Consider the following 23110-nt stretch of genomic DNA (forward strand, 5'->3'; position numbering starts at 1 on the left):
ATCGGCCGCGGCCCGGGCCGGACCCCATACGTCGAGCAAGGCGAACAGCGCGGCGTCGGGGTGATCTGATCCCGCCAGGGCCGATGCACCCATCGGCAGGGCGACCACGGCGCCAACGGCCGCGGTGGCGCCCAGCAGGGCGCGGCGCGTGACGGGGGCGTTCACGCCTGACCTCCCACCAGCGGCACGCCGGCGGCCGACAGAATGACGGCGGCCCGGGTCGATGGCGCCGTGTTGACAAGGTCGCCCCACGACCGCCGCGTGTCGAACAGCGGCAGATCCGCATACCGGGTGTCGGTGGTGGGCCGGTCGTAGATCTCGTGCTTCACCATGTGGTGCTCGAACAGCAGCCAGTCGGCGTACTCCACCAGCATCGGGCGGGTCACGGGAACGGCCGCCTTGGTCGGCGCGCCGATGAGGGCGATCGACCCGCCGATCAGCGGGAGGGACGCGAGACCGCGAAGGAACGAGCGTCGTTCAAGCATGATGACCTCCGGTGAGGGTTGAGGCCGCGCCGAGGAGGCGCAGCACGTCGCGAGCGAGCGAGATGCCGATGCGGTCGCAATGGTCGAAGTCTTCCTCGATCGGGGCCCGCAGGAGGGCGCCGGCCTTCGCCAGCATCCCGGCCAAATCTCGGGACGGCGCGTCGGCCAGGGCGTGGATGGCCTCCGTCACGAGATCGTCGAGCCGATTGAACTCGGTGTCGTGCGGCGGCACGTCGCCCAGGTCGTGGCAGTAGCTTTCGAGGGCCGCAAAGCGCCGCTCGATGTCCGACACGAGGCCGGGCACGTCGGCCGCCAGCGACCCGGGCGCCGATGAGATGCCGACCGGCGGCAGCACCAGCGCCGACAGGAGGGGGAAGAGGTCACGCATCCGCGCCTCCCCCGAATAGCCGCACGAGGTCGGCCGTGAGGCTGTCGGCGATGCCGTTGACGCAGTTGGCCACCGGTTGCACCTGGGCTGCGCGCGCCTTGGCGAGCACGCCCGCCAGCGTATCGGCCGGCGTCTCCACCATCTCCTCTTCGAGTGGCGTGAAGCGCTCGATGAGGGCGTCCCACTCGGGCAGGTCCTCCGCCTGTTCGTGCGTGGCGGACAGGACGCTCAGCCTGTCGTCGGTCGCCTGTATCTCGGCCGCGATGGCGACGAGACGCCGATCTTTGGCCGACAGGGCGGGCGCGGCTTGGACGGCAGCGGTGCCGGCCCCGAGCCCCAGCGCCGTGGCTGCGGAGGTTGCCAGCGCTTGGCGGCGCGTGACGGCGGGGCTCACAGCGCGCCCCGCACGATGTCCTGCCGCGCCTCGCGGGGCAGCAGGGCCAGATGGTCGAGCGCCGTCAGCGGTTCGGGCGGCTCGACGTCCGGCAACGCCGTGTCCAGCGTCGGCAGCAGAACCCGCACGGGGACGGCGGGCCGCGGCATGTCGGGGCGGGTCCAGCGCTTGCGGCCGGTGCGCCCGAGGTCGGGACGGGGCGGAGAGGATGGCGGCGGGGCAAAGCTCCGCCCTTCGCGCTTCTGCATGTTCGGATTTCCTAGTGGTGGTGGAAGGGGTGGCTGCGCCGGTCAGGCAGCGGCGAAGGGGATCAGGGGCGCGAGGTCGCTCAGCGGCCGACGGGGTCGAGTAGGTCGGCGACGCGGCGGGCGGCGCGGCCAACGGCCTGCCACGACCCGCGCGGAGCCACAGGGGCGTCGTCGAGGTCGAAAGGGCCGAACACCGCGGCCCGGCGCGCCAGGGCGTCGGACAGCGACGGCAGCGGCGCCGGTGGCGGGAAAACGGGCGTGCGGGGTCGTTCACGCGTCAGGGGCATGTCGAAGAACTCCAGCGATGTCGGGGATGGTGGTCGGGCCGCGCCCTTGGGCTGCGGCGAAGGTCAGTAGGCGGCGAAGCGGAACCGGCTCGGGCCGTCCGGGCGCACGCGGGCGAGGACGAAGGGACGGGCGGTGTTCAGCGCCCAGAAGGGCGACGTGCGCAGCCATACCGCGGTGAGGCAGGCCAGGGCCGCAGCGACGGCGCAGCGGGTGATGTCAGGGTCGAAGGGCATAGGGGTGGGCTCCAGAGGCAGGCGCCAACCCGGCGCCGAAAAGGTTCAGGCCGCGCGGCGGTGACGCTCGCGGCGGACGTCGTGAGCGATGCGGCCGCGCAACTCGCGCAGGGCCTCGTCGCTCAGCACGTCGAAGGGGATCGGGCTCGAGCCCAGCTTGAGCCGGTACTGCGGCCGGGCGGACGCCCAAGGCTCCAGGCCGGCGACGAGGCGGACGCGTTGAGCGGCGCTCACAGCCGCAGCCCCATGGCGGCGGCACGGGCGTCGATGGCGGACAGCTCGACCACCATGCGGCGGGTGCTGTCGATCATCAGCGCGGAGGTGCGCTCGGCCAGGATGGCGGAATGGGCGGCAGGCAGCGCGGCCATGGTGGCGTCGCGCTCGTGGCACCAGCGCTGCGTCTGCGCCGTCGACCACGCCGACCGGAGGGCGTCACGGAGCGCGATCTTGTAGCGGCGGACCCGGCCGCGGCGGGCGGCGTCGGCGACGTCGTCGCGCGCCAGGTCGTGGGCGAGGCGCATCACGGCGCCGGAGTCGCAGCGGCCGGCTGCGGTGAGGAGATGCGGGCGGGGTGGGGTGCGGGTTGACCGCGCGGCGGGAGGTAATGAGCGAAGGGGAGTGGGGTTCGGCATGGCCCTTTGCCTCGTTCGTTGACGGGTCAGACGTTGCCCGCTAACGTGCAATTTATGGCGCGCATCCGGTAAGCGTGTCAACACCCATCGAGCAAATTTTTACACGTTGAGGGCAAGCGGTATGCTGACGGGCGAACAACTCCGGGCAGCTCGGGCTATGCTGAAGGTCGAGCAAGGCGAGCTTTCCGAGCTGTCAGGTGTGTCGGTCGAGACGATCAAGCGCCTTGAGCGCATGGACGGCCTGCTGTCCGCCAACAGCAAAACGCTCGACGCGCTCCAGCGGGCGCTTGAGGCGGATGGCGTGGTGTTTCTGCCCGAAAATGGGGGGCTGGCCGGGACGCGCCTTCGACGTGATCCACCCGCCAACATCAGAACCAGGATCGCGCGGGGTCGCAAGGTCGAGCAGAAGGACGGAGAGCGATGATCTGGCTTCTGGTGCTGAACTTCTACGCGGCCCCACCTAACGCGGTAGACTGGAACGGCCCATGGAGCTTAGGGACATCCCGGATTAACGATAGGCAGTTTTCAACCGAAGCGCAGTGCCGGAACGCCGCCGTTCAGATCGTCGGACAGATGCATCAGGGGATGCTCGCGCCGATCCGGTTCAAATGCGTTTCTGTGGCCGCTGGCCTGTCGGTAAACGCGCCACGATGATCTGTCCCAACTCCCCCGAGGCCGCGGTCTTTGCCCTACTCCAGCACCGCGGCATCGCATCCGCTGTCGAGGTCGGCGCCGCATGACGCCGGGCGACGCCCGGTCCCGCTTGGTGCACCTGGAGAGCCTGCGGCACATCACGAGCCGGCAGGACATGCGTCTCGTTCCGCCGGCGAGGGGGTTCTTGATCACGAGCGAGGGGCGGCGGAGGGTGGAAAGGTGATGCTGACAGGCCCTCAAATCCGCGAAGCTCGCACCCTCTTGGGTCTGTCGCCGAGCAAGCTGGCAGATAAGGTCAGGGCTGTAACAACGGCGACAGTGAAGCGCGCCGAGGCTGATGCAATGCCGCCGATCGCGGACAGCCATCGCAAAGCGATCCAGCGGAAGCTGGAGGAACTCGGTGTCGAGTTCACCCCTGAAGGTCCTCGGCTGCGGAAGGTTGAGCCGTGACCATCACAGCTGCACAGATCCGCGGGGGCCGCCGGCTGCTGCGGCGATCGTCGGCCACCCTGTCAGCACAGGCAGGCGTCGGCTTCAGCGTCGTGCTGAAGGCGCAGCTCGATGCGGAGATCGGTTCCGTCGACACATTCTCACTGCGGGCCATCGAGGAAGCGCTGACGCGATCAGGCGTTCGGCTCACCGCTGGTGGCGGCGTCAGCCTGCAGAAGATGAAACCGACCTCCATCAAGGCAACACACCCCGACAGGAGCCCAGATGTCTGACGAGACCTCAACGACCGAGCCGGCGACCGATCCGGCGACCGATCCCACTACACTCGCCGAGATGACCACCGAACTCGTGGCCGCCTACGTCACCAGGAATCACGTTAGGGCCGCCGAGCTGCCGAGCCTGATCTCGACGGTGCATGACGCGCTGGCCCGCCTGGCGCATGCGCCCGAGGCGGCGCCCGAGGCCGCCAAGCTGGTCCCGCCCGTGTCGATCAAGAAATCGGTGACCGACGACTACCTCATCAGCCTTGAGGACGGGAAGCAGTACCAGTCCCTCAAGCGCCACCTTTCGAAACGCGGCCTCACTCCGGCGGAGTACCGGACCAAGTGGGGCCTGCCGGCCGACTACCCCATGGTGGCCCCCGCCTACGCACGGAAGCGGAGCGAACTGGCGAAGAGCTACGGCTTAGGTAATTCACGGAGAAAGGGCTGATGCGGGTACCTCGCATGCCGAAGGACGCGACGGGTGGTTCGCCTTCCGCCAAGCCCGAACGGATCAGGCGTACAGGGCGCAATCCCGAGTTTGAGGCCGCGCTCGGTGCTCGCATCCGGGCCCTGCGCGTTGCGGCTCGCGTGAGCCAGGGCACCATCGGCGAGGCGATCGGCATCAGCTTCCAGCAGGTTCAGAAATACGAGTCCGGCAAGGACCGCGTCACCGCCAGTACACTGCAGGCAATCGCTGTTGTCCTTGGTGTCCACCCCGGAGCCTTCTTCGACGATGAGGTGTCGGTATTGCCGTCGAGCAGGGTCGCGGACGTGCGGGAAGTCGTGAAAATGGGCCAACGCATTCAGCGCGTGAGAAACCCGACCGTGATGAAGCACCTTCTCTCGCTCGCCGACCTGCTCGCGGATCCCGACGGAGAGCAGCCGGCCACACCCGATGGGACGCCCTGACGGTGCGCCGTCCGCACGTCTACGAACGCACCGCGCCTCGGGCCCGGTCAGAAGCGACGCCGCAAGCCGCCCGCCCGGCTGAAGTCTCGCGCTGGATCTCCCGCAGCCTGCCGCACATGATCGACGAGGCCAGGGCTGCAGGGCTCGACCGGCTCGCCGACGCGCTGGAGGTGGCGAGGGCCGAGGCGGAGACGGTGGTGGGCCAGCCGGGGATGGTGGTGGAGCGGTAAAAGGAAAACACCCGCGCTGGGGTCGCCAGGCGGGCGCCCGAACCACGACCCCGCCGCCATCGGCGCCCCGCGCGGCGAGGCCGTGGTGGCGACGTGTTCGACCGCCGCCGGACGGCAAGGGACCATGCCGCCCGCGTGATCCGCAAGGGGTGGAAACGCGAAATCGCCCCGCTCGCCGGTGAGGGCGAGCGGGGAAGAAGCCAGCGCGCAGGTTCGCGCCGCAGTTGGCAGATCGCCGAATCATCGATAAAGCGGCGCAACGCCTCTGAGTTGTCTTATGCCCGAAATCGACCTCGCACTGCGCGTCCTTCCCGCTGACCACCAAGTCTTTTTCGCTCGGCCGGGCATTCAGTACCGGCTCTATCGGGAGGTGACGGAGCAGAAGGTCGTAGTGCCGGACCTTCCCGCCCTCGACCTTGCCGATGGCGTGCCGCTCGATCGGCAGGATCGAGTGATGAGCCGGATCCATCGTGCTCGGAAGCTGCGTGGATGGCACCGATCGGGCCGTATCGCAGACGAACCTAGCCGTGATCTAAACGACTATGACGACGTCGCGAGCGGCATCCGTGATGCGCAGTTCAGGGGTGTGGTCGACGGCTACTTCTCCAAAGCCAAGCGGGGCGACATGGTCCTCGTCGTGCCGAGCGCCTTCAGCGATCCCGCATTCATCGGAGAGTTCGCAGAGGACGGCGACCAGTATGCGTCGTTCCGGGCTCCGAGCGTCTATGGGGACGACCCACTCGTCGGACGTCGTGTCGAGTGGCTGGCCAAGATCCCCAAACGCGAACTCGCTAGCGACATCCTCGACATTGTAGCCAAGCCCAATGCCTTCGTGCTGCTGCCGCGGTCTGTGCGCGCGGGCCTCTATGATCTGGCGTACTCTGCGTATTCGATTGAGGACTCGTTCACCGCTCGCCTCGAGGTGACCGACGAAACGTTCAGCTCGTTCGACGACCTGCTTATCCAGGCCTTTATCAACTTCGTGGCGGCCAACACGCAGGCCGTCTCTGAGGGCAAGGAGGTTGCCTCTTTCGAGCGCGGTGCGTTCATGGAGTCGGGCGACTTCACCCCTGACCTGCGCGCGGAGATCCACTCCCCCGGCTTCCTGAGCATATCGTCAAGGAAGGTCACACCCCTCGTCGCGGTTGTAATGTTGGCTGCAGCGATCCACATTGGGCCCGCCGCTTTTGCAGCGGCGCAGGATGGAACACTGCGGATAGGGAGCGCGTCAGCTCCGGCAGGTGACGCCTGCGTGGCTGAAGTCCGGGAGCAAGCCATACGGCAGATTCAGCTTCTCGGACTAGACCGGTGGGCAGTGGCTTGCGAAAAGGCGAAAAGGGCCGCTCAGCACACCGGGCTGAACGGCCCGACCCACGTACGTCCATGAGGAGGGGAGCACATCGCCATGGCAATCGGTCGCGCGAGCCATAAGAGAAGGAAAGGACCGTCTCTGGCTGTCTTGGCCGCTCTCGGCCCGTTCGTCGGTGGCGCGATCACCCTTCTGGCAACTAACTTTTTCAGCTTCCACGACAAGCTCTTCGAAGGGAACGCTGCCTTCGTCAGCCAAGTCGCGGAGGCTAACGAGGGCATTGGGCAATCGTTAGTCAAGTTCTCCAATGTGGCTCTGGGGCGCGGATCGTTTCAAAAGGACGACAAACTCGACTTCACGTCGGCTCTCAACAAAGCTGACGCCAAGGCCGATGCCTTGAAGAGCGCGATCCCATCGCTAGCGCCGCTGGTCAGCGACTACACTGCATCATTGGTCAAGCTCAAGCAGGCCTCGGATCGGCTGACTGGCCCTTTGACGGGCAAGAGCTTTGTCGAGGCTGTCAGCGACTACGCCGTCGCGAGAGACAATCTCGCCGCAGCGGCCGCGAAGGCGAGATCGAGCTACCTCATCGCGCATGGGATCACACTCCCTCGGCTTTAACTCGCCATGATCTTCTCAGACGCGAAAAGCCCCGCCACCCTCTCGGGCAGCGGGGCGGATCGTCGGCGGCGCGGGCGGGATCAGCGTTTGGGCGGCGGTTTCGGAACCACGCTCCGGTCGTGCGGTGGGTGGAGCCATTGCAGCGCCGCCGCGATGTCCTCGCGGTAGGAGAAGCTGATGGCGGCGAACACGCCGACGCCGACCCAGCAACCGACCTTGACCCACCGAGCGCGCGGCACGCTCTCGCCGATCGCGCCGGGCGCGAGCAGATGGCAGACGGCGCCATAGCCCAGGATGAACAGGAAGTAGCTGGTGAAGTCGGTGTTGGCGAGCCAGTCCGGGGCGCCCATCGCGCGCCAGATCAGCGACCACGCCGAGCGGAGCGCATTGGCCTCCCACCCGAGGAAGACGCCGGCCACCATGAAGAGCGCGGAGTCGACCGGGCGGTCCCCCCAGATCCCGTCGACCAGCGACGGAAGGAAGGCGATGCACACCGCGACGCTGAGCGCGATGTCGACGGAGTTGAGGACCGCAATGAGCGGCGGCGCGTCCGTGAGCCAAGCGACGGCGAAGAACACGATGTGCGGGAAGACGATCCAGCGCAGGAAGCGCGGCGCGGTGAGGTTGCGGGTCAGGCGGTCGGCGGTGATCATCGGTCGGCACGCCTCGCCACGATGGTCATGGTTTTGCGCATGTCGTCGATGCCCTTGCTGATGCGGGGGTGTTGGACGGGTCCGAGCCCATGACGTCGACGACAACCGGGCCGGCTGGCGACGGGGTGGAAAGGGATGGCGCCTTGCGGCGATCAGCGATTGCGGTAGGCTGCGCGGATGGCGCACCGACACATCCCGCATTCAACCAAATGGTTCGAAGCTCTCATCCGAGATGATCTGGAGAAGGCCGCACACACGGCTCAGATCCTTAGCCTGTCCAAACGTGACGACGTGTGTGGCGTTTGCGGCGACGGTCCGGCTTCGGATTTCGAGCTGCCTAACGGCGAGATGGTCGACGGGAGCACCCCGACCATGCGGTTCTGCTCGGATTGCTGCGCTATCAGGCGTGGGATGGGCGAAGACTGGGATCCGATGCTGGGGCAATGATGTCGCCCTGGATCACATCCGAGAAGGGTTGTTATCGGTGGTGAAGCGCCGGCGTCCCCAATCGATCATCGCTTCCGCCAACTGCTCGACGTCGTGTTGGCTCAAACTCGCGGGCTTGTAGATCGCCAGCATGGCGAGAAACTTGATCTTGGGCGAGACGGCGGGCCCTCCCCCATGCCTGAGCATCTGCTCCAGGATGAGGAGGGCGTCTCCCTTGCTGGTTGACGAGGACGCGATGGATGTTCCGTTCGCCTGATCCATCCTATCGCCTCACCGCGTCAACGGCCGGATGGCCGTGCAAGGCAGTCTCGCACGAGTCGCTTGCGCCGGGGCTTCGGCTTGATCGAACGCGGGCCGGGGCTGCGGCCTCAGTCGTCTTGAATGTGACAGAGCCCGATGCGACAGAATGAGCGGCGGCTCACCTTCCCCTGGAGGTGAAGACTGTCCCACGGCTTCGCCCCGAAGCTGCCCCCGCCGAAAGGCGAAGCCGTGGTCCCCTTCCGGAAGGATGCAGACCCTTAAATGCAGCGGGCCTGCGGGGTTGAATGTGACCCCAGCCTCAACTTGGGCCCAGGCCTTGATCAAGACGACGTTAACGCCTGTGTCCCACCCGCCACAATCAGGGCAGCGGAAGCCTCATGTGAATGAGGCCTCAATACCCGACCGCCACTACGTCGACCGTGATCCCGGCGGCGGCGGCCTTGATCGCCGTCCCGCCCACCACGATCGCGTTTGGGATCGTCACCACGCCCGACTGCGCCGGCATGATCACCTGCGGCGCTCCCCACGCCACCGACCCGATGCAGAGGGCTGCGGCGAGGGCGGGAAGGAGGCCGCCGGCGAGGCAGGCGTTCACCGTGCCGCCCCCACGCGGGACGCCCTCGCCTCGCCCACCGCCATCGGTCCCAGGATGAGGCTTCGCTTCAGCGCCCGCGAGAAGCCGATCATGGCCCCGCGGTTCGCCTTGGTTGGCATCTTCGAAATGAGCGTGCGGGCCACCTCCGGGTCGGCCAGGGCCGCAATGTAGAGGTCTGACGTCCGCCGGATGCCGGCCTGGCGCATGGCGTTCATCATGTAGAGGGCCGCGGCGCCCATCCCGCCGTAGGCGGCGCCCTGTAGCCCGCCGTGCTCGAACCCCTGTGCGACGGCTTCCACCGCCACCATCCCGAGCGTGGTATGGTGCCCCTGCCCGTTCTCTGAAGCGGCGGCCAGAAGGTTCTTCACGCTATCCGACCCGCCTTTGATGGCGGTCGTGGTTCGCCAGCGCGCGCCGGCCTCGGCATCACGGGCGACGGCCCCCATCATCGACACCTGGTCGTGCGGGTACAGCTCGCGCAGGCTGTCCCCGTTCTGCTTGACGAAGGAGATCAGCTTCGCCCCCGACAGCGTGCCGTCGGCGTTGGTGTGATTGCGGACGATCCAGTCCGTGCCGGCCTTCTGCAGGCCCGCCAGCGCCTCGGGATCGCTCTGCACGCTCTGGACGAGGCCACGCAGCCGGGTCGCGCCCGTGGTCCCCGTCTTGAGGAAGGACCCGACGGCGTTCTCGACCTCCGTCGAGGCCACGCCCGTCCCGCCGCCCTTGGCGAACTGTGCCGCGGGCGTCGCCTTGGCGTCGCGCACGATCCCGCGGGCTGCCGAGATCCCGGCATCACGGCCGTCGCGGGAACCCGCGACGGCGGCCCGGTCGGATGCGGCCCGATCGGACAGGGCACCCGCGGTCGAAGCCTTGTCGGCCTGGGTCGCCGCCTTGTCGTTGGCGGCGCGCTCCGCCAGGAGGTCGGCCACGGTCACCTTGTCGGTGGCGTTGGCCTGCCCGAGCTGCGCCTTGCGGGCCGCGTTGTCGACGATGGCCTGCCGGGCCGCCTCCCCCCGCGCCGTGGCGATGGCCGTCTTGTGCTCCGCCCCCATGTCGAGCAGTTCCTGGGTCGCCTTGCCGGCGTCGTCGAAGCGCCGCGAGAAGCCCGGCGTCACCTCGTCCAGCGCCCGCAGCGCCGGCCCGTAGCTCGATTTCCAGTTCGCCAACGCGGCCGGCGGCAGGAAGCCCGGCCCGAGCGCGGCGCGGCGCAGCGGGTTCAGGACGGCGTCGTGCATCGCCTCGACCGCGTCGGGGTCGTTCTGCGCTGCCCGCAGGTAGGCCCGGGCGTTCTCGTATCCCTCGGGGCCCGGCTTCACCGCGCCCTTGATGAAGGCCGCGTCGCCGCGCTGGTACTGGCCCGAGTAGCCTACCGTCCGCAGGCCCGGCCCCACCGTCGGGTTCTTGTAGGTCTTCGCATATTCGGCATAGGCCGCATTCGCCGCCCTCAGCCGGCCGGCCGCTTCGGGCCCGAAGTTGGGCTGGAGACCGGAGTTGGCCGGGCTCTGCAGCGGCATGCCGCTCGGCCCCTCGACGTCGTCGCGGGAATAGGCCGACATCGGCGTCCGCTCCGGCACCACCCCGAACTTCGAGCGCGTGCCGAATTCGCCCCGGGCCGCGTCGTAGCGCTCCCGCGCCTCGTCGTGGGCTTGCCACGCCGCCGCGGCGTCCTCGTCGCTGACCGAATGCACCGGCCGGTCGCCCGACAGGGCGTCGAGGAGGTCGTTCGGGTGCGTCTCGCGCATGGCGCGAACGGTGTCCGCCCCGAGATACCCCGCTTCGGCAGCAGCTTCCCGCATGCGGTCCGGGCTCACGGCCCGCGCGCCGCGCCCGATCAGCTCGTGCAGCCCCATCGACGCGAGGTCGCCGCCGTCGTCGCGCATTCCGCCTCGGGACTTCACGAAGGCGCGGAGATCCTGGGGGCGGGGCACGTCCGGCCGGGGCGGAGCGCGCATCCCATCCGGGTCGAAGCCGGGGGCGTCGGGTCGAGGGCCGATGCCTACTTCGGTCGGGGCGGGGGCGTCGCCGCGAGGGCCCGATAGGCCCGGATCTCGCGCAGCATTCCGAGGTCCCCCGCCGTTCGATACTTCCGCTCCAAGTGATCTAGAAAAGCCGAGTGCTCCTGTGCCGGAAGACGTTGAATCTCCTGTGCCAGTCGCTGCCCTGGAGGTGGGTTGCTGGGCGGCGGTGTCCCACTCATCTGTATCCGCCCTAAGCCGCGCCGCGATGGTGTCCTCGGGCGCCATCCGCCCTGCCGCCACCATGCGCGCCTCGTGGGCGGCTTTATTGTTGGCGGCGTTGGTCATCGCGCTTTTGACGCTGCCCTTCAAGGCCGAGAGCCGCCCCCAGGCCGACGTCTCGCCGGCCGTGCGGCGCTCCGTCGACATCGCGGCAGACAGGTCCGTGTCGAGCGCGTGCAGCGTGCCGTAGGTCGCGACGTCGGGCAGGGCCGCGGCGCGGCGGAACAGCGGCGCCTCCGCGGGCGACAGCTCGGCGCCGTTGGCCCGGAGGCCGTCCATGATGGCGCCGGCCTTGTCGCCCACGGGCGTCGCCACGAGGGCCAGCGTCCCGTCCGGGTCCACGGCCTTGTAGAGGTCGCGGTGGAGGTCCTTCGCGCCGGATCGGACCTGTTCCACCGCGCCGCGCAGCGTCGAGCCCAGATCCTCCCCGTTCACCGGCTCGCCGAGGGGCGCCGCGGCCGACTGCGCCACCCCGAGCTGGCGGTCGCGGGCGTCGGCGAAGCTCTGGACGAGCTGCTGATGCGCGTCGTCGCGGTCGCTCTGGGCCTGCGCCTTGTCGTCGGCGGCACCCTGGACGCGATCCGCGGTGCGGTCGGCGAGCCCGGCTCGGGTCTGGTCCGCGAAGTCGGCGCTGGCCTGCTGACGGTCGGCGGTGCGCTGCGCCAAGCCGGATTGCTGGTCTGCCGCGAAGCCCTGCCCGGCGAACTGGACGCCCGACACGGCGTCGGCGTGGGCGGCGTTGAGCCGGTCCTCGGCCTGCTGTGCCGCGGCGTCGATCGCGTCCATTCGCTGGCGGATCATCGCGCCGGGGCGGAACACGTCGGCGTCCTGCCGACCGCCCTGCAGCGCCCCGACCTGGGCATCGGACTGAGCCCGGTCGATCCCGTTGAAGCTCTGTCCGCCGTAGCTCTGCCCGTCCACCGTGACGGTGGCCGTGGGGCGGGCGTTGTTGACGTTGCGGGCGTCCTTCTCCGCCTGGAACAGGCCGGGGTCGTTGCCGACCGAGCCCGCCAGGGTGCGGGGCGAGTTGGGGACCTCGGGCGCGTCGGGGTGTCCTGCCGCCCAGGCCCGCAACGCGGCCGGGTCGCTCGACTGCCCGAGGATCTTGCCCGCCACCGCCGCTTCCCGCCCAGCCTGCAGCGCGGGACCGACGACGGGAGCGGCGTTCAGCAACTTGGAGCCGCCGGCCACGGGACCAGCGAGCTTCGCGGCACCGCGGACACCGGCCCCAACAGCCTCCCCAGCAGCGGGAACGACGAGGCCGGCGGCGAGGCCGGCAAGCGGGCTGCCCGTGGCGTCCACCGCGCCCTGAGACGCCGCGCCGGCTGCCGCCATCGCGGGGGCCTGCCGCGCCAGCGCACCGGCGACAGCTCTCCCAGCGGTGCCGGGTGAAACCATGCCGCCGCCCGGTCCGAAGGCGCCCACGGCCGCCTCGACGCCGGCCTGAGCCAGGCGCCCGGGCTCCGACGTCGGCGTGTAGGCGCCTGTCTTTGCCAGGATGGGGCCGGACACGTCGTCGGGCGCCGGGAGGAGGTTTGTCGGGTCGGTCGCCACGGCCAGCCGGCCGAGCGGCGTCGAATCCATGTCGGCCTCGACGGCCTTCCGGCGCGCGGCGTGCGCGGCCTGGACCTGGTCGACGGGCTTTCCGGTGATGGCGGATTCGCCCCGGGCGATCAGGTAGTCGGCCAGGCCGCCGAGGCCACCCACGAAGCCCACCGCGTCGCCGGCACCCTTGATCACGCCCGTCGCTGCCCCCTTCGCAGCCCCGGCCGCCCATCCGTCGCCGGGCGCGTTCGCCAACTGGCCGTCCGGGTTCGGTGCGTCGGCCTGGCCGGCGCGGATCGTGAGGGGGCGAGCCCCGCCCGAGGCGTCGGCGTCCGGCGCCTGCAGGTCGAAGGCATCGCGCGCGGCGCCGCCGCCCAGGCGGGCCGAAGGCGGAACGCTATCGGGGTCGGGCTGTGTCGCGCCGCGCGGCGTCAGGCCGGCCGATACGGGCGGCGCCGCGCCCATGACGATGCGGGTTCCGGCGGGCGCGCTCAGCGCCATGTTGAGCGCCACCAGCGTGTGGCCGTAGGTCGAGCCCTGTTCGGCGGTCAGGGTCGAGGGGGCGCCGTCGCCGCCGGGAGCGGACCCGCGGTCCGGGGCCAGCGCCGCGTTCAGCGCGTCGAGCGTGCCCTGGTAGGCGGACGGGCTCCGCGGGGCCGGTACTGCGTCAGGAGCCGGATTATCAGCGGGAGGCGCCATGGCGCCGGGCGGGGGCGCCAGCGCGTCCGAGCCCAGCGCGTTGAGTGTGTCGGCGTAGGGCATCGTCACGCGTCCTGGCTCTGGCCGTTGTAGATCATGGCCCGCAGCAGGCCGCCGATGTTCGAGCCCATGTTGTTCTGCGGCTGGGCGCCGTTGGGCTGCTGCTGCCCTTGCTGCCCAGCAGCCTGTCCGGGCTGCGGCATGCCGAGAATGCCCGCCATGAGGCCGGACATCTGCTGTGGCTGCTGCCCCTGCCCGCCGTTGGCCTGCTGCTGCTGCTGTTGCGCGAGGTAGGCGGTCCCGGGGTCCGCCCCGGCCACGGTCGGCAGCCCGAGGGCGCCGGCGACGAGTCCGCTGATCGGGGCGCCCGGTTGAGCCTGCGGCTGAGGCTGCCCGGCGAGCGGGACGGAGTTGAAGACCCGGCCATTCTGCCCCTGCCCGCCGCCCTGCTGGGACCCGAGCGCCTGATAGAGACCCGAGCCGAACGAACCGGGCTGCGCCCCGTAGATATTCGCGTTCGTGCCGAGGATGTCGAAGTCGGGCATGATCAGGTCTCCCGCAAGGTCGGCAGGGGAGTGACAATGTAGAGGATCATGGAAGGCTCCCGGCCAGGGATACGATATGCCTTACAGGATAGACCTACCATCGACAGAAAGAAAGCAACTCGCCTGATCAGACGTCTTTCAGCTTCGCAATGTAACACGACGTCTCAATAATCATGAGTGATCTTAGGCGACCATAGGTTGTTCGTCTTCCCGAGCCGCTTAGACGGCACCTGCTCTTCATGCGAAAAGGCAGCGCGATCGAGCTAGCAGTCACAGGGCAAGCCGCCTCCTGAGATCCCTCAAGCCGCTCTTGGCTTGCCCATAGCGCGGGGAAGCGGCTATGAGCGCCCCGAGGCAAGACGCTGCAGGCCGGCACGACAGGACGACGACACGATGCAAGAACGCGAAGCCGCCATCCGCGCACGAGCCCATCAGCTCTGGGGAAATAGCGGCCATGCTCACGGCCAACACGAGCAGCATTGGCGTTTAGCGAAGCGGCGGAGGATCTTAGGCTACACCGTTTTTAACTAGATCGCGAATTTCGTTCGCTGGATCAATGGGGTCGATCCTGAGATCTGAAAAAGATGCATACTCTTGGTAATAGACAATGTTTGTTCCACCCGATCGCGTTGAAGGATAAATGATCCCGGAGCACTTTTCTCGTAGTGCTACATCATAACATCTCCAGCTTGGGCAATCAGCAGTGCTGTCCCCTCTATAGAATGCGTCTCGTGCAGCTTTCCAATCCGCTCGCCAGTGATTAAAATCAGCAGGATCGCCAACGGAAATGCTGCGCAAGTCTAATAAGCCCCTAACTTGTAAATCGATGCTTACAATTCCGCACGGCCTTGGTCGATTCGGATTATTCTGTTGGTACTCGGCAAACGCAGTTTGAACGTCCGTTGATACATAAACAGCCAAATGGTCCGGTCTGTTAAACCGACCAGCCCTCCGACGAGCGCCAGTTCCTCCGATGGCCGTGCGGATATACTTAAGTTGGGCGGCGCGATAAACCAATCCTAGGTGTTCAGCATCGACTATCATCCCTGAAATCCAAATCGGATATCATCCAGTCGTGAAATAATCGATGGTAAACCCCGTTCCATAAGGAGAGTGACTCCATCTCTACCCTCCTCATCCAGAGGCTTCTCGGTCAGAAATGAAAGTGCCTCAGATTTTTCGGAAAATATATCTGTAGCGTCAGCCGCAATTCGCTGCAGTGTACGCATTGCGTCCTCTCTAGAAGTAGCCGTTCCTAAGGCTACGTCGAGGCGCTTCGCTTCTGCAGCGAAGTCGAAGATGGGCTCGTCGTGTAGAGCTATGGCCGGCGCTACATCAGATTGGTTCGAGTCATAGGAAGGTTCTAGACGCGCTTCGGCCTTGGCGGCGGTGACGGCCAGCATCACCTTGCCGGCAACCGACTGCACTATGTCGTGGGTCAGGTAGTGGTGTTCGCCACCCACCGCGACATCGGCCTTCTTCAGCTTGATGCGGCCGCCGTTCATGTAGTCCACGGTACCGACGTGGATCCCGTCGGAACCGACGACCTCCATGCCGTTGCGGATTTCGGCGGCGAAGCGCCCCAAGGCGCCCGTCACGGTCCCGCCCGTGCGGGCGTCGTCGATGTCCACCACCGTCTTGCGCAGCGTCTCGTTGATAGTCTCGATGCGATCGGCAGCCTCCTTGTGGATGCCAATCTCCTCGACCACCCGGGCCGACTTGGCCACGACCGCCTCCTCGGCGAACTCTTCGAGCTCGATCGTGCGCTCCCAGAACGCTTCGGCGCCGAGCGCCGCCACGGGGCGGTCGATGGAGTACCGGTCAATGCTGACCGTCTCGACACGCAGGGTGACGTCCTCGGACACCTGACTCTCGACGACGTAGCTGTGCAGACGGACCTTGCCGCGGCTAACGACGCGCTTGTCAACGTCGAGGCGCTCCTCAACGACCTGCACGACGTCCTCATCGCCGCGCTCGGCCGCCCTGGTCGAGAGCCGCGACATCGGCGCGAGCGGAGTTCTTCCAGCCACTGTCATGCCGGCTGCGTTCTCCGCGGCGCCCGTCCAGCCCTCGCTACGCCAACTCCGCTCTCGCTCGTCGAGGTCCACGGAGCCATGCCGCTCCAGGACGTCGACAATTCCGTCGAGGCGGTCTTCGTCGGCCCGCACTGTCAGTGTGATGCCGCCGCGGCGGATGCTTTCCGCGTAGGTGGCGCGGTCCTCGGTGCCGCTGAAGAGCTGCTCCAGCGAGCCCCAGAAGCTTACGCCACCGGTCGCGGCTGAGCCCAGCGCCTCACCTTCTGCGGGCAGCAGGGTGATGTCAGACGCGGGGACGCCGGAGGACTTAAGTTCCGCCACGGCCTGATCGGCGTGGCTGCGCGTGTCAAAGACGGCGGTGATGCTGTGATTGGCCATGAAGGCTCCACCGTGATCCGCGTTGATTGGCATCAAGGATGCCCACCGCAAAATGTACGCCTTGGCATCTGTGACCTCAAGGCGGCTCGGAATCACACCGCCTCGCACACCCGCCTCGCCTCGGCCCGCAGCGCCTGGACGAGCGCCCGCAGCTCGCGCCCCTTGCGGCCTCGTGACCCATGAACCGTCCTCGCCGCCCGCAGTCGCTCCAAACCTTCAGGGGTCCGCGGCCCCGTCGACAGCCCACCGTGGAAGCGGCACCGGCCGTTCGGCATAGCGGACTGACCGCAGGATCCACCCTGACGGGTTTTCGCACCGCAGATACCGCCGGGGCGGGGCGCCATGGGGTTCAGTGTGCGGTTTTCGTCACTCACCCCCGGCCCTCCCCGTAGCAACCGCCCCGACGATGGCTTGGCCGCCGTCCTGCACCACGACGCGCTCGACCCGGACGACCTGAGGACCCTTGCCCCGATGCCGAGCCAGAGCATCCAGCATGTCGGTGAAGCCGCGGCCCAGGTTGGCGCCGTCCTTCCGCAGCTTGGCCGCGACCTCCGCTGGCTGTTCCGGAATCATCGCGCGGCGGAGGCATTCCATGCTGGCCTGATGCAGCGCCACGGCCTGCGCCGCGATCATCCCTTCCACAGGGTTCTTCGGCGCGAAGGCCGCAAGGCTGTCCATCGTCAGCCCGACCAGGGCAGCGCGAGCCTCTTTGTCCTCTGCCTTCCTCACGTCCGACAGCGTGCCGAGCGTGCGGTTCAATAGGCTTGAGCCCCACTTCGCGTTCCTCGATCCCGTGGCTTCCCGGATGACGTCCCGGCCCTCCGGCGCGGTGGCGGGGGTCGTCTCGCTTGATGCGGTGATCTCGCCGTTCATGATGCTTTCCCTTAGTTCGCTAAGCCGGCATCGCCGTCCTCACCGGCCAGCATCGCCAGGGCCAGGAGCTCGTCCGTCGTGTAGTCCGCCAGCGACCGCTTCGGCCGCACGTCGACCGTCGCCACCGGCTTCCCGTGCCCGCGGTCCAGGATCGCTGAAGCCGATGCCACCCGCACTGAGCCGGGCTGGCCGTCGTCGACCATGAGCGCCCGCAGTGTGTCGATTGCCTCGACCGAGTAGGACTGCGCCCGCTCGCGCAGTTCCGGTGGCAGCTTCGGACGGCCGCCAGGGTTGCCGCTCGCCCCCTTGGTGAAGGGACGGCCGACGGTGCGTCCTGCGCTGTTGTCGCGCTGTTCTGAACGTGCCTTCGCCATGGTCATACCCTCCTCTTCGACCGGGTCGCCGCCTTCGGCCGAACCGGGTCCGCGTATTCCCACGCTCGGCTCAGCGCCGTCTCGACCATCGCGCACGTCGCCAAATGATCGCCGCGCCATCCCATGACGTGAACCACGCCCCGAAAGGGCCGCAGCTCGAAAAGCGGCGTGCCGTCGTCGCGGCAGATGAAGAACGTGACGGCCAGCCCGTTCCCGAGCGCATCTTCGATGCTGGCGACGAGGTCGGGCGGGGTGGGATCTTCCGCGTAGCGCCGCAGCACGAACCGGGGCGAGGTGGACTGCACCGGGACGGGCGCGAGGGCTGCGGAGGTGCGGCGCCGGCTCATCGGCCCGTCTCCCGCGCCAAGCCGGCCACCGCGATCAGTGCGGCCTCGGCGCGACCATCGTCCTTCTTCCGCGCGAACCGCTGCGCCATGCTGGGCCACCGCGCGATGGCCTTAGATCGCGCTTCGTCCTTCCTGTCCGCCCCGGGCCCGATGTCCACGCGCCGTTTCCACCACGCCGGCGCCAACATGACGACAGGGACGCCCAGCGCCCCGAGGGTGCCCTCGATGATGCCCCGGCTCCGACCGAACCCGAACGCCCCCACCGGACCCTCGCCGGGACGAGGCCCGACCAGCTCGCAATAGGCCTGCCCGGCACCCCAGGCCCGCACCCGGGCGGCGAGCAGCGGCGCGTTGATGGCTCTCCGGCCTGCCGCGCCGTCCTGCAGCGTCGGCATGTCGTCGATGTCGACGAGAACCGCGTCCGAGGTCAGCAGCGCCAGCGCGCCGCTAAGGCCAGGGTCTATTCCGATCACGAGTGCGCTCATGCTGCTTCCCCTTCCGCTTCGGCGCCGTACCCGGCTGCCACAATGATTTTGTCGACCAGCACCGTCCGGCGCGTCGTGTAGGCGGGGCAGCACGCGGCGTGCATGAACAGCGGAGCCCCGCGTCTCCCGCTCAGCACAGCCACCACCGGCGCGGAGTCGTCGAGCGGCCCATCGCAGACGTGGCACCGACCGCCGTGGGCTTGGCGCTCCGCTAGAGCTTCCGAGTTGCGGACTTTCGCCCGGGTAATCTCGACCGCGTCCCGCAGAGCGGCGGGCCCCTCGCGACCGTCTTCAGCCAGGGCACGAAGCTCACGCTCGACACCGGCGCGGACGTCGGCCGGAGAGATCGGGAGGGGGTCGCCAGGGGGAGGGCCGATCCGCTCGCAGAGGCCGCTTTCAGTTCCCGGTGTTCCCGGTTCTACATCTTTTACCGGGAACTGGGGGAACGTTGATACTGCAAGGCTTTTTCCCCCAATTCCCGGTGTTCCCGGTGTTCCCGGTGCTACAACATGAGATCTCGTGCGCGCGACTTTTCCGAGCGGCGCAACATCGTTGCGCGCTGGCTCGCGATCACTTTTTCCAAGAACTCCGTTTTCGGACCGGGAACACCGGGAAGTCCGGGAACTGTAAGCCATTTCAATAGGATGGACATCGAAGCTACCGGGAACTGCACCGGGAACTGACCCCTCAGAACCGGGAATTGGACGGGTTGCGGACCCATCCAGGCCGGAGAACACATCATCGAGCAGGGCGACGGGATCAATCATGCGCGGCCTCCCGCGTAGGCTTTGAATGGCTCGTCCTGCTGATCCCGGCCGAAGTGGTTGCGGGAAAGCGCGTAGGCTTTCAGGCGTCCGACCTTCGGCACGAAGGAGATGCAGAGGTGTTCGGCATCTTTGGTTTTCGCCAGCATCCCGGCGCCGCTGAGGGCCTTGGCGACCAACCCCTCCTTCAGCGTGCCGCCAGACCCTTCGATGAGCCTGTCGGGCGTGAGATAGATCGCTCGGTCGTCCCACCAGCCGAGGGCGTCCCGCGTCGGGCGCATTTCGGCATCGAGCCAATGAATGGAGGTGTTCCACCGCTCCGCAATCCACTGCCTCAGATTACCGATGGCCTGTTCCGCCGGGTCAAGCGCCTGGGCATCGCTCGATGCCTTGAAGCCCGCCCAGGCCCATCGCACGGCGTCGTTGACAGCTGTTCCTGCCGGCAGCAGCCCAAAAGCCTGAGCGAAGCTGCCAGCCGCGGCGAGGATGGCCAAGGGCAGTGCTGCCCGGATGGTGGCCGCGTCGGCCCCTGGCCCGGCTAGCCGGCGTGCGCCTTCGTTGATCTTGTCTCTGACCTCCGCAGCCCGCTCATGAGTCCCTGCAGCCACCAGCGCCCGCACGAAGGTTGGACCGGCGTGTCCATGGTGACGCGACACGCTGGCGATCTTTGCAAACGTACCCGCGTCGAGCATCCGATTGATGCCGGTGACGTCGACATCGGCGATGCGGACCGCCTGTCCACCTGTCCAACTCTCCCCGTCCGCCGTGATTTTGGCCTCGAGGCTCGTCTCGCTCGATAAGATGGCGAAAGTTTTCCAGCGGTGGGGATCGCGGGCCGTGGCGTTGGCTGTCATGCGGGCTTTGCCGACGCCGCTCGCGAGAGTGTAGACGACGCGCGCCGTCTCCTTCCCGCTGAGGTGAGCCAACTCGTCCAGTGCGAAGACGCTGCCGTTGGCCTTGGCCGCCAGAAACTCGAAGCCGTTGACGGTGGTCTTTGCGACCTGGAACAGCCCTGGCCGCGTCGAGTCCGGCACCGACCAGACCGAGGCCGCAAGGCGCTGCGCCGTGGTCTTCCCGGCGCTGGTCTGGCCAGACAGATTGATGCCGACGCTGTCCAGCCCGCAGAGATCGACCAGCACTCCCGCGAACCCGGCCGCCAACCCGAGCGTGAAATGGGGGCAACCCGACGCGTTTACTGCGGCAGCAGCACCGGCCTTCCATCCGTCGAGCGTTCCACCGCGGGCCACCGTTTCCGGCATTACCGACCCGGCCGCTAATTCGACGCTCTGGCCTTCCGGCAGACCGATGACCTCCCCACCGGGCGCAACATAGAACCGGGCTCCACCGGCGTCGTGCCACCCGGGATGACGAACGATACGAATCTCCTGATCGGGATGGGCCGCCTTCAGCGCGGCGACTGCGACGAGTTCGCCATCGTCCTGAAATCTCACTCCGGCTTCGAGAAACAGCCCGCGAGCTTCCGCACCACCCATCGCAGCGAGGTTCTTGCGCTCGATGTCCACCGCACGCGGGTGCCCATCCATGTCTTCCAGCAGGAGGCGCAGGCCGTAGGCATCAGCGTCGTCGACCACGCGAAGCCGGGCTGTGATCCCGAAGGGGCTCGCGATCGGCGCGCGAAGCACCACCGCATTCTCGCCCGAGCCCTTCGTGAACTCCTTATGGAGCCAGATCCGACCATCGCTAGCAAAGTCGTAGAACAGGGTCCGTCCGTTCAGGATCGGAACCGGATACAGCGTCGCGATCCGCTCCAACTCCGCTTGCCGCCCAACCTTCTCCGCCCTCTCGCGTAGCTCGGCCGCGGTCGGCACAAACCGCGCCGCGCGCTCGATGCCGCCGCGCACGGCATCAACGCCGTCCGCACGCAGCGTGTCCAGCCAATCTGTCGCCGTCCCAGGAGTGCCGGGCAGGACGATACGGGTCTCAATGGCCGAGCCCTCATCGTGGCGCCGCATCCCTAATTCGCGAGCGGCGCGCTCGCCGGCCTTGGTCGGCTGCGCCCTACCGTCCTTCGGGGCTTCGTCGCGGTCGGCGGCGATCGTCACCTGACGCGTTGCGGGCCAGGGTTGCCAAGCCGCCACGCCCGCCGTCGAGATGGCCGCCGCCACCGCGATCTCGCCGACCTCGACCTCGCGCCGGAAGGCGTGCGCCACCGCGGCGCCCGTTTCGATCCCCTCTGTCACGATGACATGAGGCGCTTTGCCGGCACTGCCCCACATGACGCTGCGGCCCGCCGTGCTGGCGCCATCTGCAGGCGCCTTGGCCGACTTCTTCGGGTCGCGGGCCCTCCCGTTCGGCCCTGTCCCGAGGTCGGCCTTTCCGGCCCCGCCCGGAGCCACGTAGATGCGATGACAGTGCAGCCCGCCGTCCGCCGCCACGGTGCTGAAGGCCACCGCCGGGAACTGCCCCACGTCGACAGGCTTGCCGCCCGGCTTGGACGGCGCTTCCCAGTACGTCAGAGCCATCCAGCCTACAGCCGCGGTGGACGGCATCAGCACGTCGCCCGGCGCGATCCCGAGGCGGTGCGCCAGGTAGGCGACAGGCAGGCCCGCGTCCGCCGACCCGGCCGGCGGGTTTAGCAGCGACGTGGCGTCCATACGCTGGCCGCCCTTGCCGCCACCCTTCGTCTTGATGAGGTCAGACCGTCCGATCGCCTCGGCCGCTCGGATCTTGGCGCCTTCGATGTCGACCCCATCGCATTTCATCACGACGTCGAGGATGGAGTCCGCGTGACCATCTGACAGGCAGGAGCAGAATGCCTTGGCCTTCCGGGCGTCCCAACGCCAGTTATCGCCGTTGCTCTGGTGATCCGGATAGGGGCACGCGATGTGGCTCGACTTTGTGCAGCGCCGCCAATCGATGTTGAGGGCGTCGAGCACGTCTGTTTCGCGTCCCTGTACGGCCGCCTTGATGTCGCGAGTGACGACATAGGTCTCAGCTTCTGCCATCAGCGACGGCCCTCGATCTTAGCGACGAGGCGATCAACGACCTCGGCTTGGCGAAATGTCAGACGTCCGCGCGGGTCGCGCAGGCGCGCGATGATGTCGGTGGTGAACTGGCGCTCCCACGGGGTGAGGCTGAGCCGGAAAAGCCCGCGCTCCAGCGTCCCCCGCACCTCGCGTCGATAGGCCGGCGTCCAATCGATGTGCCCGTGGTCGGGCTTCGACCTGCGGGGGCGACGAAGTGGCGTCGGCGACGAGGTGGGGTGCTCGACCGCGTCCGCCAGCGCGTGCCAGTCGACCCCGGCGCCCTGCAGCGTCCGCCCGAGCGCGCGAGCGGCGTTCAAGGCTTCGCCGTCGACCGGGCTCGCCATCATCCGCAGCAGTGCGCCGATGCGGGGCAGCACGGCCGGGGGTATCGCGGCGGCCATCACTGGACACCGCCTTCCGGCTTCACGGTGCCGATCATCAGGGCGATGGAGGGGTTCGCCTCGCGGATGAGGTCGGCCCATGAGGCTTCCCACCGCGGCAGCGTCTCGACGATCAGGCCGTCCCAACGCATCCCCATCGCGGCCAGAGCGGGCCCCGTGTAGAGGATCGGCAGTGCCTCGCACGCCACGATGGAAGCTGTCCGGCACCGGGCGGCGAAGCGCCGGACGCTCTTGCGGTGGAACGCCGAGGGCCCGAGCGCCTGGCTCCTGTCGTCGCCCAAAATGACGACGTGCGGTCGGGTAGTCGGCATGTCGAAGCGGCCGGCGCGCTGGGGCACGGTGGCGAACCCGATACCGCCGTCCCGGACGCAGCGATAGA

Annotated in this window: 34 protein-coding genes; 10 read left to right on the forward strand and 24 right to left on the reverse strand. The window is 68.1% G+C overall.

The features are described 5' to 3' along the window. Positions 1-161 precede the first annotated feature (161 nt). The 8 genes from D3273_RS13320 to D3273_RS13350 all read right to left on the reverse strand — a co-directional run bounded on the left by D3273_RS13320 (position 162) and on the right by D3273_RS13350 (position 2557). On the reverse strand, positions 162-485 hold the full coding sequence (locus tag D3273_RS13320) for a hypothetical protein (RefSeq protein WP_129227323.1): 324 nt from the start codon (positions 483-485) through the stop codon (positions 162-164). Continuing rightward, positions 478-873, reverse strand: a complete 396-nt coding sequence (locus D3273_RS13325; protein ID WP_129227325.1) for a hypothetical protein — start codon at positions 871-873, stop codon at positions 478-480. Before D3273_RS13325 ends, D3273_RS13320 begins: the two co-directional genes overlap by 8 nt. Next, the gene (locus D3273_RS13330; RefSeq protein WP_129227327.1) at positions 866-1267 is read right to left on the reverse strand and encodes a hypothetical protein; all 402 of its coding nucleotides are present in this window, start codon (positions 1265-1267) and stop codon (positions 866-868) included. Before D3273_RS13330 ends, D3273_RS13325 begins: the two co-directional genes overlap by 8 nt. Next, positions 1264-1515, reverse strand: a complete 252-nt coding sequence (locus D3273_RS13335) for a hypothetical protein (RefSeq protein ID WP_129227329.1) — start codon at positions 1513-1515, stop codon at positions 1264-1266. The genes D3273_RS13330 and D3273_RS13335 overlap by 4 nt, the downstream gene beginning before the upstream one ends. Before the next feature lie 80 nt (positions 1516-1595). Continuing rightward, on the reverse strand, positions 1596-1802 hold the full coding sequence (locus D3273_RS13340) for a hypothetical protein (RefSeq protein ID WP_129227331.1): 207 nt from the start codon (positions 1800-1802) through the stop codon (positions 1596-1598). Between the two features lie 63 nt (positions 1803-1865). Then, complete coding sequence (locus D3273_RS28250; protein WP_165359484.1) at positions 1866-2036, reverse strand: hypothetical protein; 171 nt, start codon at positions 2034-2036, stop codon at positions 1866-1868. A gap of 45 nt (positions 2037-2081) precedes the next feature. Then, on the reverse strand, positions 2082-2270 hold the full coding sequence (locus D3273_RS13345; protein WP_129227333.1) for a hypothetical protein: 189 nt from the start codon (positions 2268-2270) through the stop codon (positions 2082-2084). After that, positions 2267-2557, reverse strand: coding sequence for a hypothetical protein (locus D3273_RS13350; protein ID WP_129227335.1), 291 nt, complete (start codon positions 2555-2557; stop codon positions 2267-2269). Before D3273_RS13350 ends, D3273_RS13345 begins: the two co-directional genes overlap by 4 nt. Before the next feature lie 268 nt (positions 2558-2825). Here D3273_RS13350 and D3273_RS13355 point away from each other — a divergent pair, with 268 nt between their 5' ends. The 9 genes from D3273_RS13355 (at position 2826) to D3273_RS13395 (ending at position 7104) form a co-directional block, all read left to right on the forward strand. Then, positions 2826-3092: an XRE family transcriptional regulator gene (locus tag D3273_RS13355; RefSeq protein WP_245501153.1), complete on the forward strand. Its 267-nt coding sequence runs from the start codon at positions 2826-2828 to the stop codon at positions 3090-3092. After that, positions 3089-3322 (forward strand): hypothetical protein, encoded by a 234-nt coding sequence (locus D3273_RS13360; protein WP_129227339.1) that lies wholly within the window; start codon positions 3089-3091, stop codon positions 3320-3322. Before D3273_RS13355 ends, D3273_RS13360 begins: the two co-directional genes overlap by 4 nt. 222 nt (positions 3323-3544) lie before the next feature. Next, complete coding sequence (locus tag D3273_RS13365) at positions 3545-3772, forward strand: helix-turn-helix domain-containing protein (protein ID WP_129227341.1); 228 nt, start codon at positions 3545-3547, stop codon at positions 3770-3772. Continuing rightward, a complete protein-coding gene (locus tag D3273_RS13370) occupies positions 3769-4044 on the forward strand; it encodes a hypothetical protein (protein WP_129227343.1) in 276 nt (91 codons plus the stop codon). The genes D3273_RS13365 and D3273_RS13370 overlap by 4 nt, the downstream gene beginning before the upstream one ends. 61 nt (positions 4045-4105) lie before the next feature. After that, positions 4106-4483, forward strand: a complete 378-nt coding sequence (locus D3273_RS13375) for a Ros/MucR family transcriptional regulator (protein ID WP_281011288.1) — start codon at positions 4106-4108, stop codon at positions 4481-4483. A 14-nt stretch (positions 4484-4497) separates the two neighbouring features. Further along, positions 4498-4944 (forward strand): helix-turn-helix domain-containing protein, encoded by a 447-nt coding sequence (locus D3273_RS13380; protein ID WP_165359485.1) that lies wholly within the window; start codon positions 4498-4500, stop codon positions 4942-4944. A 2-nt stretch (positions 4945-4946) separates the two neighbouring features. Then, positions 4947-5174, forward strand: coding sequence for a hypothetical protein (locus tag D3273_RS13385; RefSeq protein ID WP_129227349.1), 228 nt, complete (start codon positions 4947-4949; stop codon positions 5172-5174). 277 nt (positions 5175-5451) lie between these two features. Next, positions 5452-6561, forward strand: coding sequence for a hypothetical protein (locus D3273_RS13390; protein WP_129227351.1), 1110 nt, complete (start codon positions 5452-5454; stop codon positions 6559-6561). A gap of 18 nt (positions 6562-6579) precedes the next feature. Further along, a complete protein-coding gene (locus tag D3273_RS13395; protein WP_129227353.1) occupies positions 6580-7104 on the forward strand; it encodes a hypothetical protein in 525 nt (174 codons plus the stop codon). Positions 7105-7184: 80 nt separating this feature from the next. On the opposite strand, the gene D3273_RS13400 is transcribed toward D3273_RS13395, so the two are convergent. From D3273_RS13400 to D3273_RS13420, 5 genes are all read right to left on the reverse strand, one after another. After that, on the reverse strand, positions 7185-7757 hold the full coding sequence (locus tag D3273_RS13400; RefSeq protein ID WP_129227355.1) for a hypothetical protein: 573 nt from the start codon (positions 7755-7757) through the stop codon (positions 7185-7187). Positions 7758-8216: 459 nt separating this feature from the next. Continuing rightward, positions 8217-8465: a hypothetical protein gene (locus D3273_RS13405; protein ID WP_129227357.1), complete on the reverse strand. Its 249-nt coding sequence runs from the start codon at positions 8463-8465 to the stop codon at positions 8217-8219. A gap of 391 nt (positions 8466-8856) precedes the next feature. Next, entirely contained in the window at positions 8857-9060 is a 204-nt protein-coding gene (locus tag D3273_RS13410) for a hypothetical protein (protein WP_129227359.1), read from the reverse strand. Further along, a complete protein-coding gene (locus tag D3273_RS13415; RefSeq protein ID WP_129227361.1) occupies positions 9057-13604 on the reverse strand; it encodes a hypothetical protein in 4548 nt (1515 codons plus the stop codon). The genes D3273_RS13410 and D3273_RS13415 overlap by 4 nt, the downstream gene beginning before the upstream one ends. 2 nt (positions 13605-13606) lie before the next feature. Continuing rightward, on the reverse strand, positions 13607-14086 hold the full coding sequence (locus D3273_RS13420) for a hypothetical protein (RefSeq protein WP_129227363.1): 480 nt from the start codon (positions 14084-14086) through the stop codon (positions 13607-13609). A 393-nt stretch (positions 14087-14479) separates the two neighbouring features. Between D3273_RS13420 and D3273_RS29945 the strand changes: the two genes are divergently transcribed. Then, positions 14480-14617 (forward strand): DUF2934 domain-containing protein, encoded by a 138-nt coding sequence (locus tag D3273_RS29945; RefSeq protein ID WP_129227365.1) that lies wholly within the window; start codon positions 14480-14482, stop codon positions 14615-14617. Here the strand turns inward: D3273_RS29945 and D3273_RS29950 are convergent. The 11 genes from D3273_RS29950 to D3273_RS13480 form a co-directional block, all read right to left on the reverse strand. Beyond that, positions 14594-15130: an RES family NAD+ phosphorylase gene (locus D3273_RS29950; RefSeq protein ID WP_129227367.1), complete on the reverse strand. Its 537-nt coding sequence runs from the start codon at positions 15128-15130 to the stop codon at positions 14594-14596. The two genes, D3273_RS29945 and D3273_RS29950, sit on opposite strands and share 24 nt — an antisense overlap. Continuing rightward, positions 15127-16500 carry a DUF2382 domain-containing protein gene (locus D3273_RS29805; protein ID WP_129227369.1) on the reverse strand — a complete coding sequence of 458 codons (1374 nt, stop codon included), beginning with the start codon at positions 16498-16500 and terminating at the stop codon, positions 15127-15129. The genes D3273_RS29950 and D3273_RS29805 overlap by 4 nt, the downstream gene beginning before the upstream one ends. 92 nt (positions 16501-16592) lie before the next feature. Beyond that, the gene (locus tag D3273_RS29955; protein ID WP_129227509.1) at positions 16593-16844 is read right to left on the reverse strand and encodes an HGGxSTG domain-containing protein; all 252 of its coding nucleotides are present in this window, start codon (positions 16842-16844) and stop codon (positions 16593-16595) included. A 22-nt stretch (positions 16845-16866) separates the two neighbouring features. Further along, positions 16867-17373, reverse strand: coding sequence for a hypothetical protein (locus tag D3273_RS13445; RefSeq protein ID WP_129227370.1), 507 nt, complete (start codon positions 17371-17373; stop codon positions 16867-16869). Between the two features lie 11 nt (positions 17374-17384). Next, positions 17385-17753, reverse strand: a complete 369-nt coding sequence (locus tag D3273_RS13450) for a hypothetical protein (protein ID WP_129227372.1) — start codon at positions 17751-17753, stop codon at positions 17385-17387. Beyond that, positions 17750-18094 carry a hypothetical protein gene (locus D3273_RS13455; protein WP_129227374.1) on the reverse strand — a complete coding sequence of 115 codons (345 nt, stop codon included), beginning with the start codon at positions 18092-18094 and terminating at the stop codon, positions 17750-17752. The genes D3273_RS13450 and D3273_RS13455 overlap by 4 nt, the downstream gene beginning before the upstream one ends. Beyond that, the gene (locus tag D3273_RS13460; RefSeq protein ID WP_129227376.1) at positions 18091-18579 is read right to left on the reverse strand and encodes a RuvC family protein; all 489 of its coding nucleotides are present in this window, start codon (positions 18577-18579) and stop codon (positions 18091-18093) included. The genes D3273_RS13455 and D3273_RS13460 overlap by 4 nt, the downstream gene beginning before the upstream one ends. Beyond that, positions 18576-19346 (reverse strand): hypothetical protein, encoded by a 771-nt coding sequence (locus tag D3273_RS13465; RefSeq protein WP_129227378.1) that lies wholly within the window; start codon positions 19344-19346, stop codon positions 18576-18578. The genes D3273_RS13460 and D3273_RS13465 overlap by 4 nt, the downstream gene beginning before the upstream one ends. Then, on the reverse strand, positions 19343-22309 hold the full coding sequence (locus tag D3273_RS13470; RefSeq protein WP_129227380.1) for a DUF927 domain-containing protein: 2967 nt from the start codon (positions 22307-22309) through the stop codon (positions 19343-19345). Before D3273_RS13470 ends, D3273_RS13465 begins: the two co-directional genes overlap by 4 nt. Next, positions 22309-22731 carry a hypothetical protein gene (locus D3273_RS13475; RefSeq protein ID WP_129227382.1) on the reverse strand — a complete coding sequence of 141 codons (423 nt, stop codon included), beginning with the start codon at positions 22729-22731 and terminating at the stop codon, positions 22309-22311. The genes D3273_RS13470 and D3273_RS13475 overlap by 1 nt, the downstream gene beginning before the upstream one ends. Then, on the reverse strand, positions 22731-23069 hold the full coding sequence (locus tag D3273_RS13480) for a hypothetical protein (RefSeq protein ID WP_129227384.1): 339 nt from the start codon (positions 23067-23069) through the stop codon (positions 22731-22733). Before D3273_RS13480 ends, D3273_RS13475 begins: the two co-directional genes overlap by 1 nt. Between the last annotated feature and the right edge of the window lie 41 nt (positions 23070-23110).

This window comes from Lichenibacterium minor (assembly GCF_004137685.1).
GTDB lineage: Bacteria > Pseudomonadota > Alphaproteobacteria > Rhizobiales > Beijerinckiaceae > Lichenihabitans > Lichenihabitans minor.

Bases quoted from the DNA above. Each gene is read 5' to 3' on its own strand.
- D3273_RS13320 (WP_129227323.1), bottom strand. From the start codon at position 485: ATGCTTGAACGACGCTCGTTCCTTCGCGGTCTCGCGTCCCTCCCGCTG.
- D3273_RS13325 (WP_129227325.1), bottom strand. From the start codon at position 873: ATGCGTGACCTCTTCCCCCTCCTGTCGGCGCTGGTGCTGCCGCCGGTC.
- D3273_RS13335 (WP_129227329.1), bottom strand. From the start codon at position 1,515: ATGCAGAAGCGCGAAGGGCGGAGCTTTGCCCCGCCGCCATCCTCTCCG.
- D3273_RS13340 (WP_129227331.1), bottom strand. From the start codon at position 1,802: ATGCCCCTGACGCGTGAACGACCCCGCACGCCCGTTTTCCCGCCACCG.
- D3273_RS28250 (WP_165359484.1), bottom strand. From the start codon at position 2,036: ATGCCCTTCGACCCTGACATCACCCGCTGCGCCGTCGCTGCGGCCCTG.
- D3273_RS13350 (WP_129227335.1), bottom strand. From the start codon at position 2,557: ATGCGCCTCGCCCACGACCTGGCGCGCGACGACGTCGCCGACGCCGCC.
- D3273_RS13355 (WP_245501153.1), top strand. From the start codon at position 2,826: ATGCTGAAGGTCGAGCAAGGCGAGCTTTCCGAGCTGTCAGGTGTGTCG.
- D3273_RS13360 (WP_129227339.1), top strand. From the start codon at position 3,089: ATGATCTGGCTTCTGGTGCTGAACTTCTACGCGGCCCCACCTAACGCG.
- D3273_RS13365 (WP_129227341.1), top strand. From the start codon at position 3,545: ATGCTGACAGGCCCTCAAATCCGCGAAGCTCGCACCCTCTTGGGTCTG.
- D3273_RS13375 (WP_281011288.1), top strand. From the start codon at position 4,106: ATGACCACCGAACTCGTGGCCGCCTACGTCACCAGGAATCACGTTAGG.
- D3273_RS13380 (WP_165359485.1), top strand. From the start codon at position 4,498: ATGCCGAAGGACGCGACGGGTGGTTCGCCTTCCGCCAAGCCCGAACGG.
- D3273_RS13390 (WP_129227351.1), top strand. From the start codon at position 5,452: ATGCCCGAAATCGACCTCGCACTGCGCGTCCTTCCCGCTGACCACCAA.
- D3273_RS13395 (WP_129227353.1), top strand. From the start codon at position 6,580: ATGGCAATCGGTCGCGCGAGCCATAAGAGAAGGAAAGGACCGTCTCTG.
- D3273_RS13400 (WP_129227355.1), bottom strand. From the start codon at position 7,757: ATGATCACCGCCGACCGCCTGACCCGCAACCTCACCGCGCCGCGCTTC.
- D3273_RS13405 (WP_129227357.1), bottom strand. From the start codon at position 8,465: ATGGATCAGGCGAACGGAACATCCATCGCGTCCTCGTCAACCAGCAAG.
- D3273_RS13415 (WP_129227361.1), bottom strand. From the start codon at position 13,604: ATGCCCTACGCCGACACACTCAACGCGCTGGGCTCGGACGCGCTGGCG.
- D3273_RS13420 (WP_129227363.1), bottom strand. From the start codon at position 14,086: ATGCCCGACTTCGACATCCTCGGCACGAACGCGAATATCTACGGGGCG.
- D3273_RS29945 (WP_129227365.1), top strand. From the start codon at position 14,480: ATGCAAGAACGCGAAGCCGCCATCCGCGCACGAGCCCATCAGCTCTGG.
- D3273_RS29950 (WP_129227367.1), bottom strand. From the start codon at position 15,130: ATGATAGTCGATGCTGAACACCTAGGATTGGTTTATCGCGCCGCCCAA.
- D3273_RS29805 (WP_129227369.1), bottom strand. From the start codon at position 16,500: ATGGCCAATCACAGCATCACCGCCGTCTTTGACACGCGCAGCCACGCC.
- D3273_RS29955 (WP_129227509.1), bottom strand. From the start codon at position 16,844: ATGGCGCCCCGCCCCGGCGGTATCTGCGGTGCGAAAACCCGTCAGGGT.
- D3273_RS13445 (WP_129227370.1), bottom strand. From the start codon at position 17,373: ATGAACGGCGAGATCACCGCATCAAGCGAGACGACCCCCGCCACCGCG.
- D3273_RS13450 (WP_129227372.1), bottom strand. From the start codon at position 17,753: ATGACCATGGCGAAGGCACGTTCAGAACAGCGCGACAACAGCGCAGGA.
- D3273_RS13455 (WP_129227374.1), bottom strand. From the start codon at position 18,094: ATGAGCCGGCGCCGCACCTCCGCAGCCCTCGCGCCCGTCCCGGTGCAG.
- D3273_RS13460 (WP_129227376.1), bottom strand. From the start codon at position 18,579: ATGAGCGCACTCGTGATCGGAATAGACCCTGGCCTTAGCGGCGCGCTG.
- D3273_RS13465 (WP_129227378.1), bottom strand. From the start codon at position 19,346: ATGATTGATCCCGTCGCCCTGCTCGATGATGTGTTCTCCGGCCTGGAT.
- D3273_RS13470 (WP_129227380.1), bottom strand. From the start codon at position 22,309: ATGGCAGAAGCTGAGACCTATGTCGTCACTCGCGACATCAAGGCGGCC.
- D3273_RS13475 (WP_129227382.1), bottom strand. From the start codon at position 22,731: ATGGCCGCCGCGATACCCCCGGCCGTGCTGCCCCGCATCGGCGCACTG.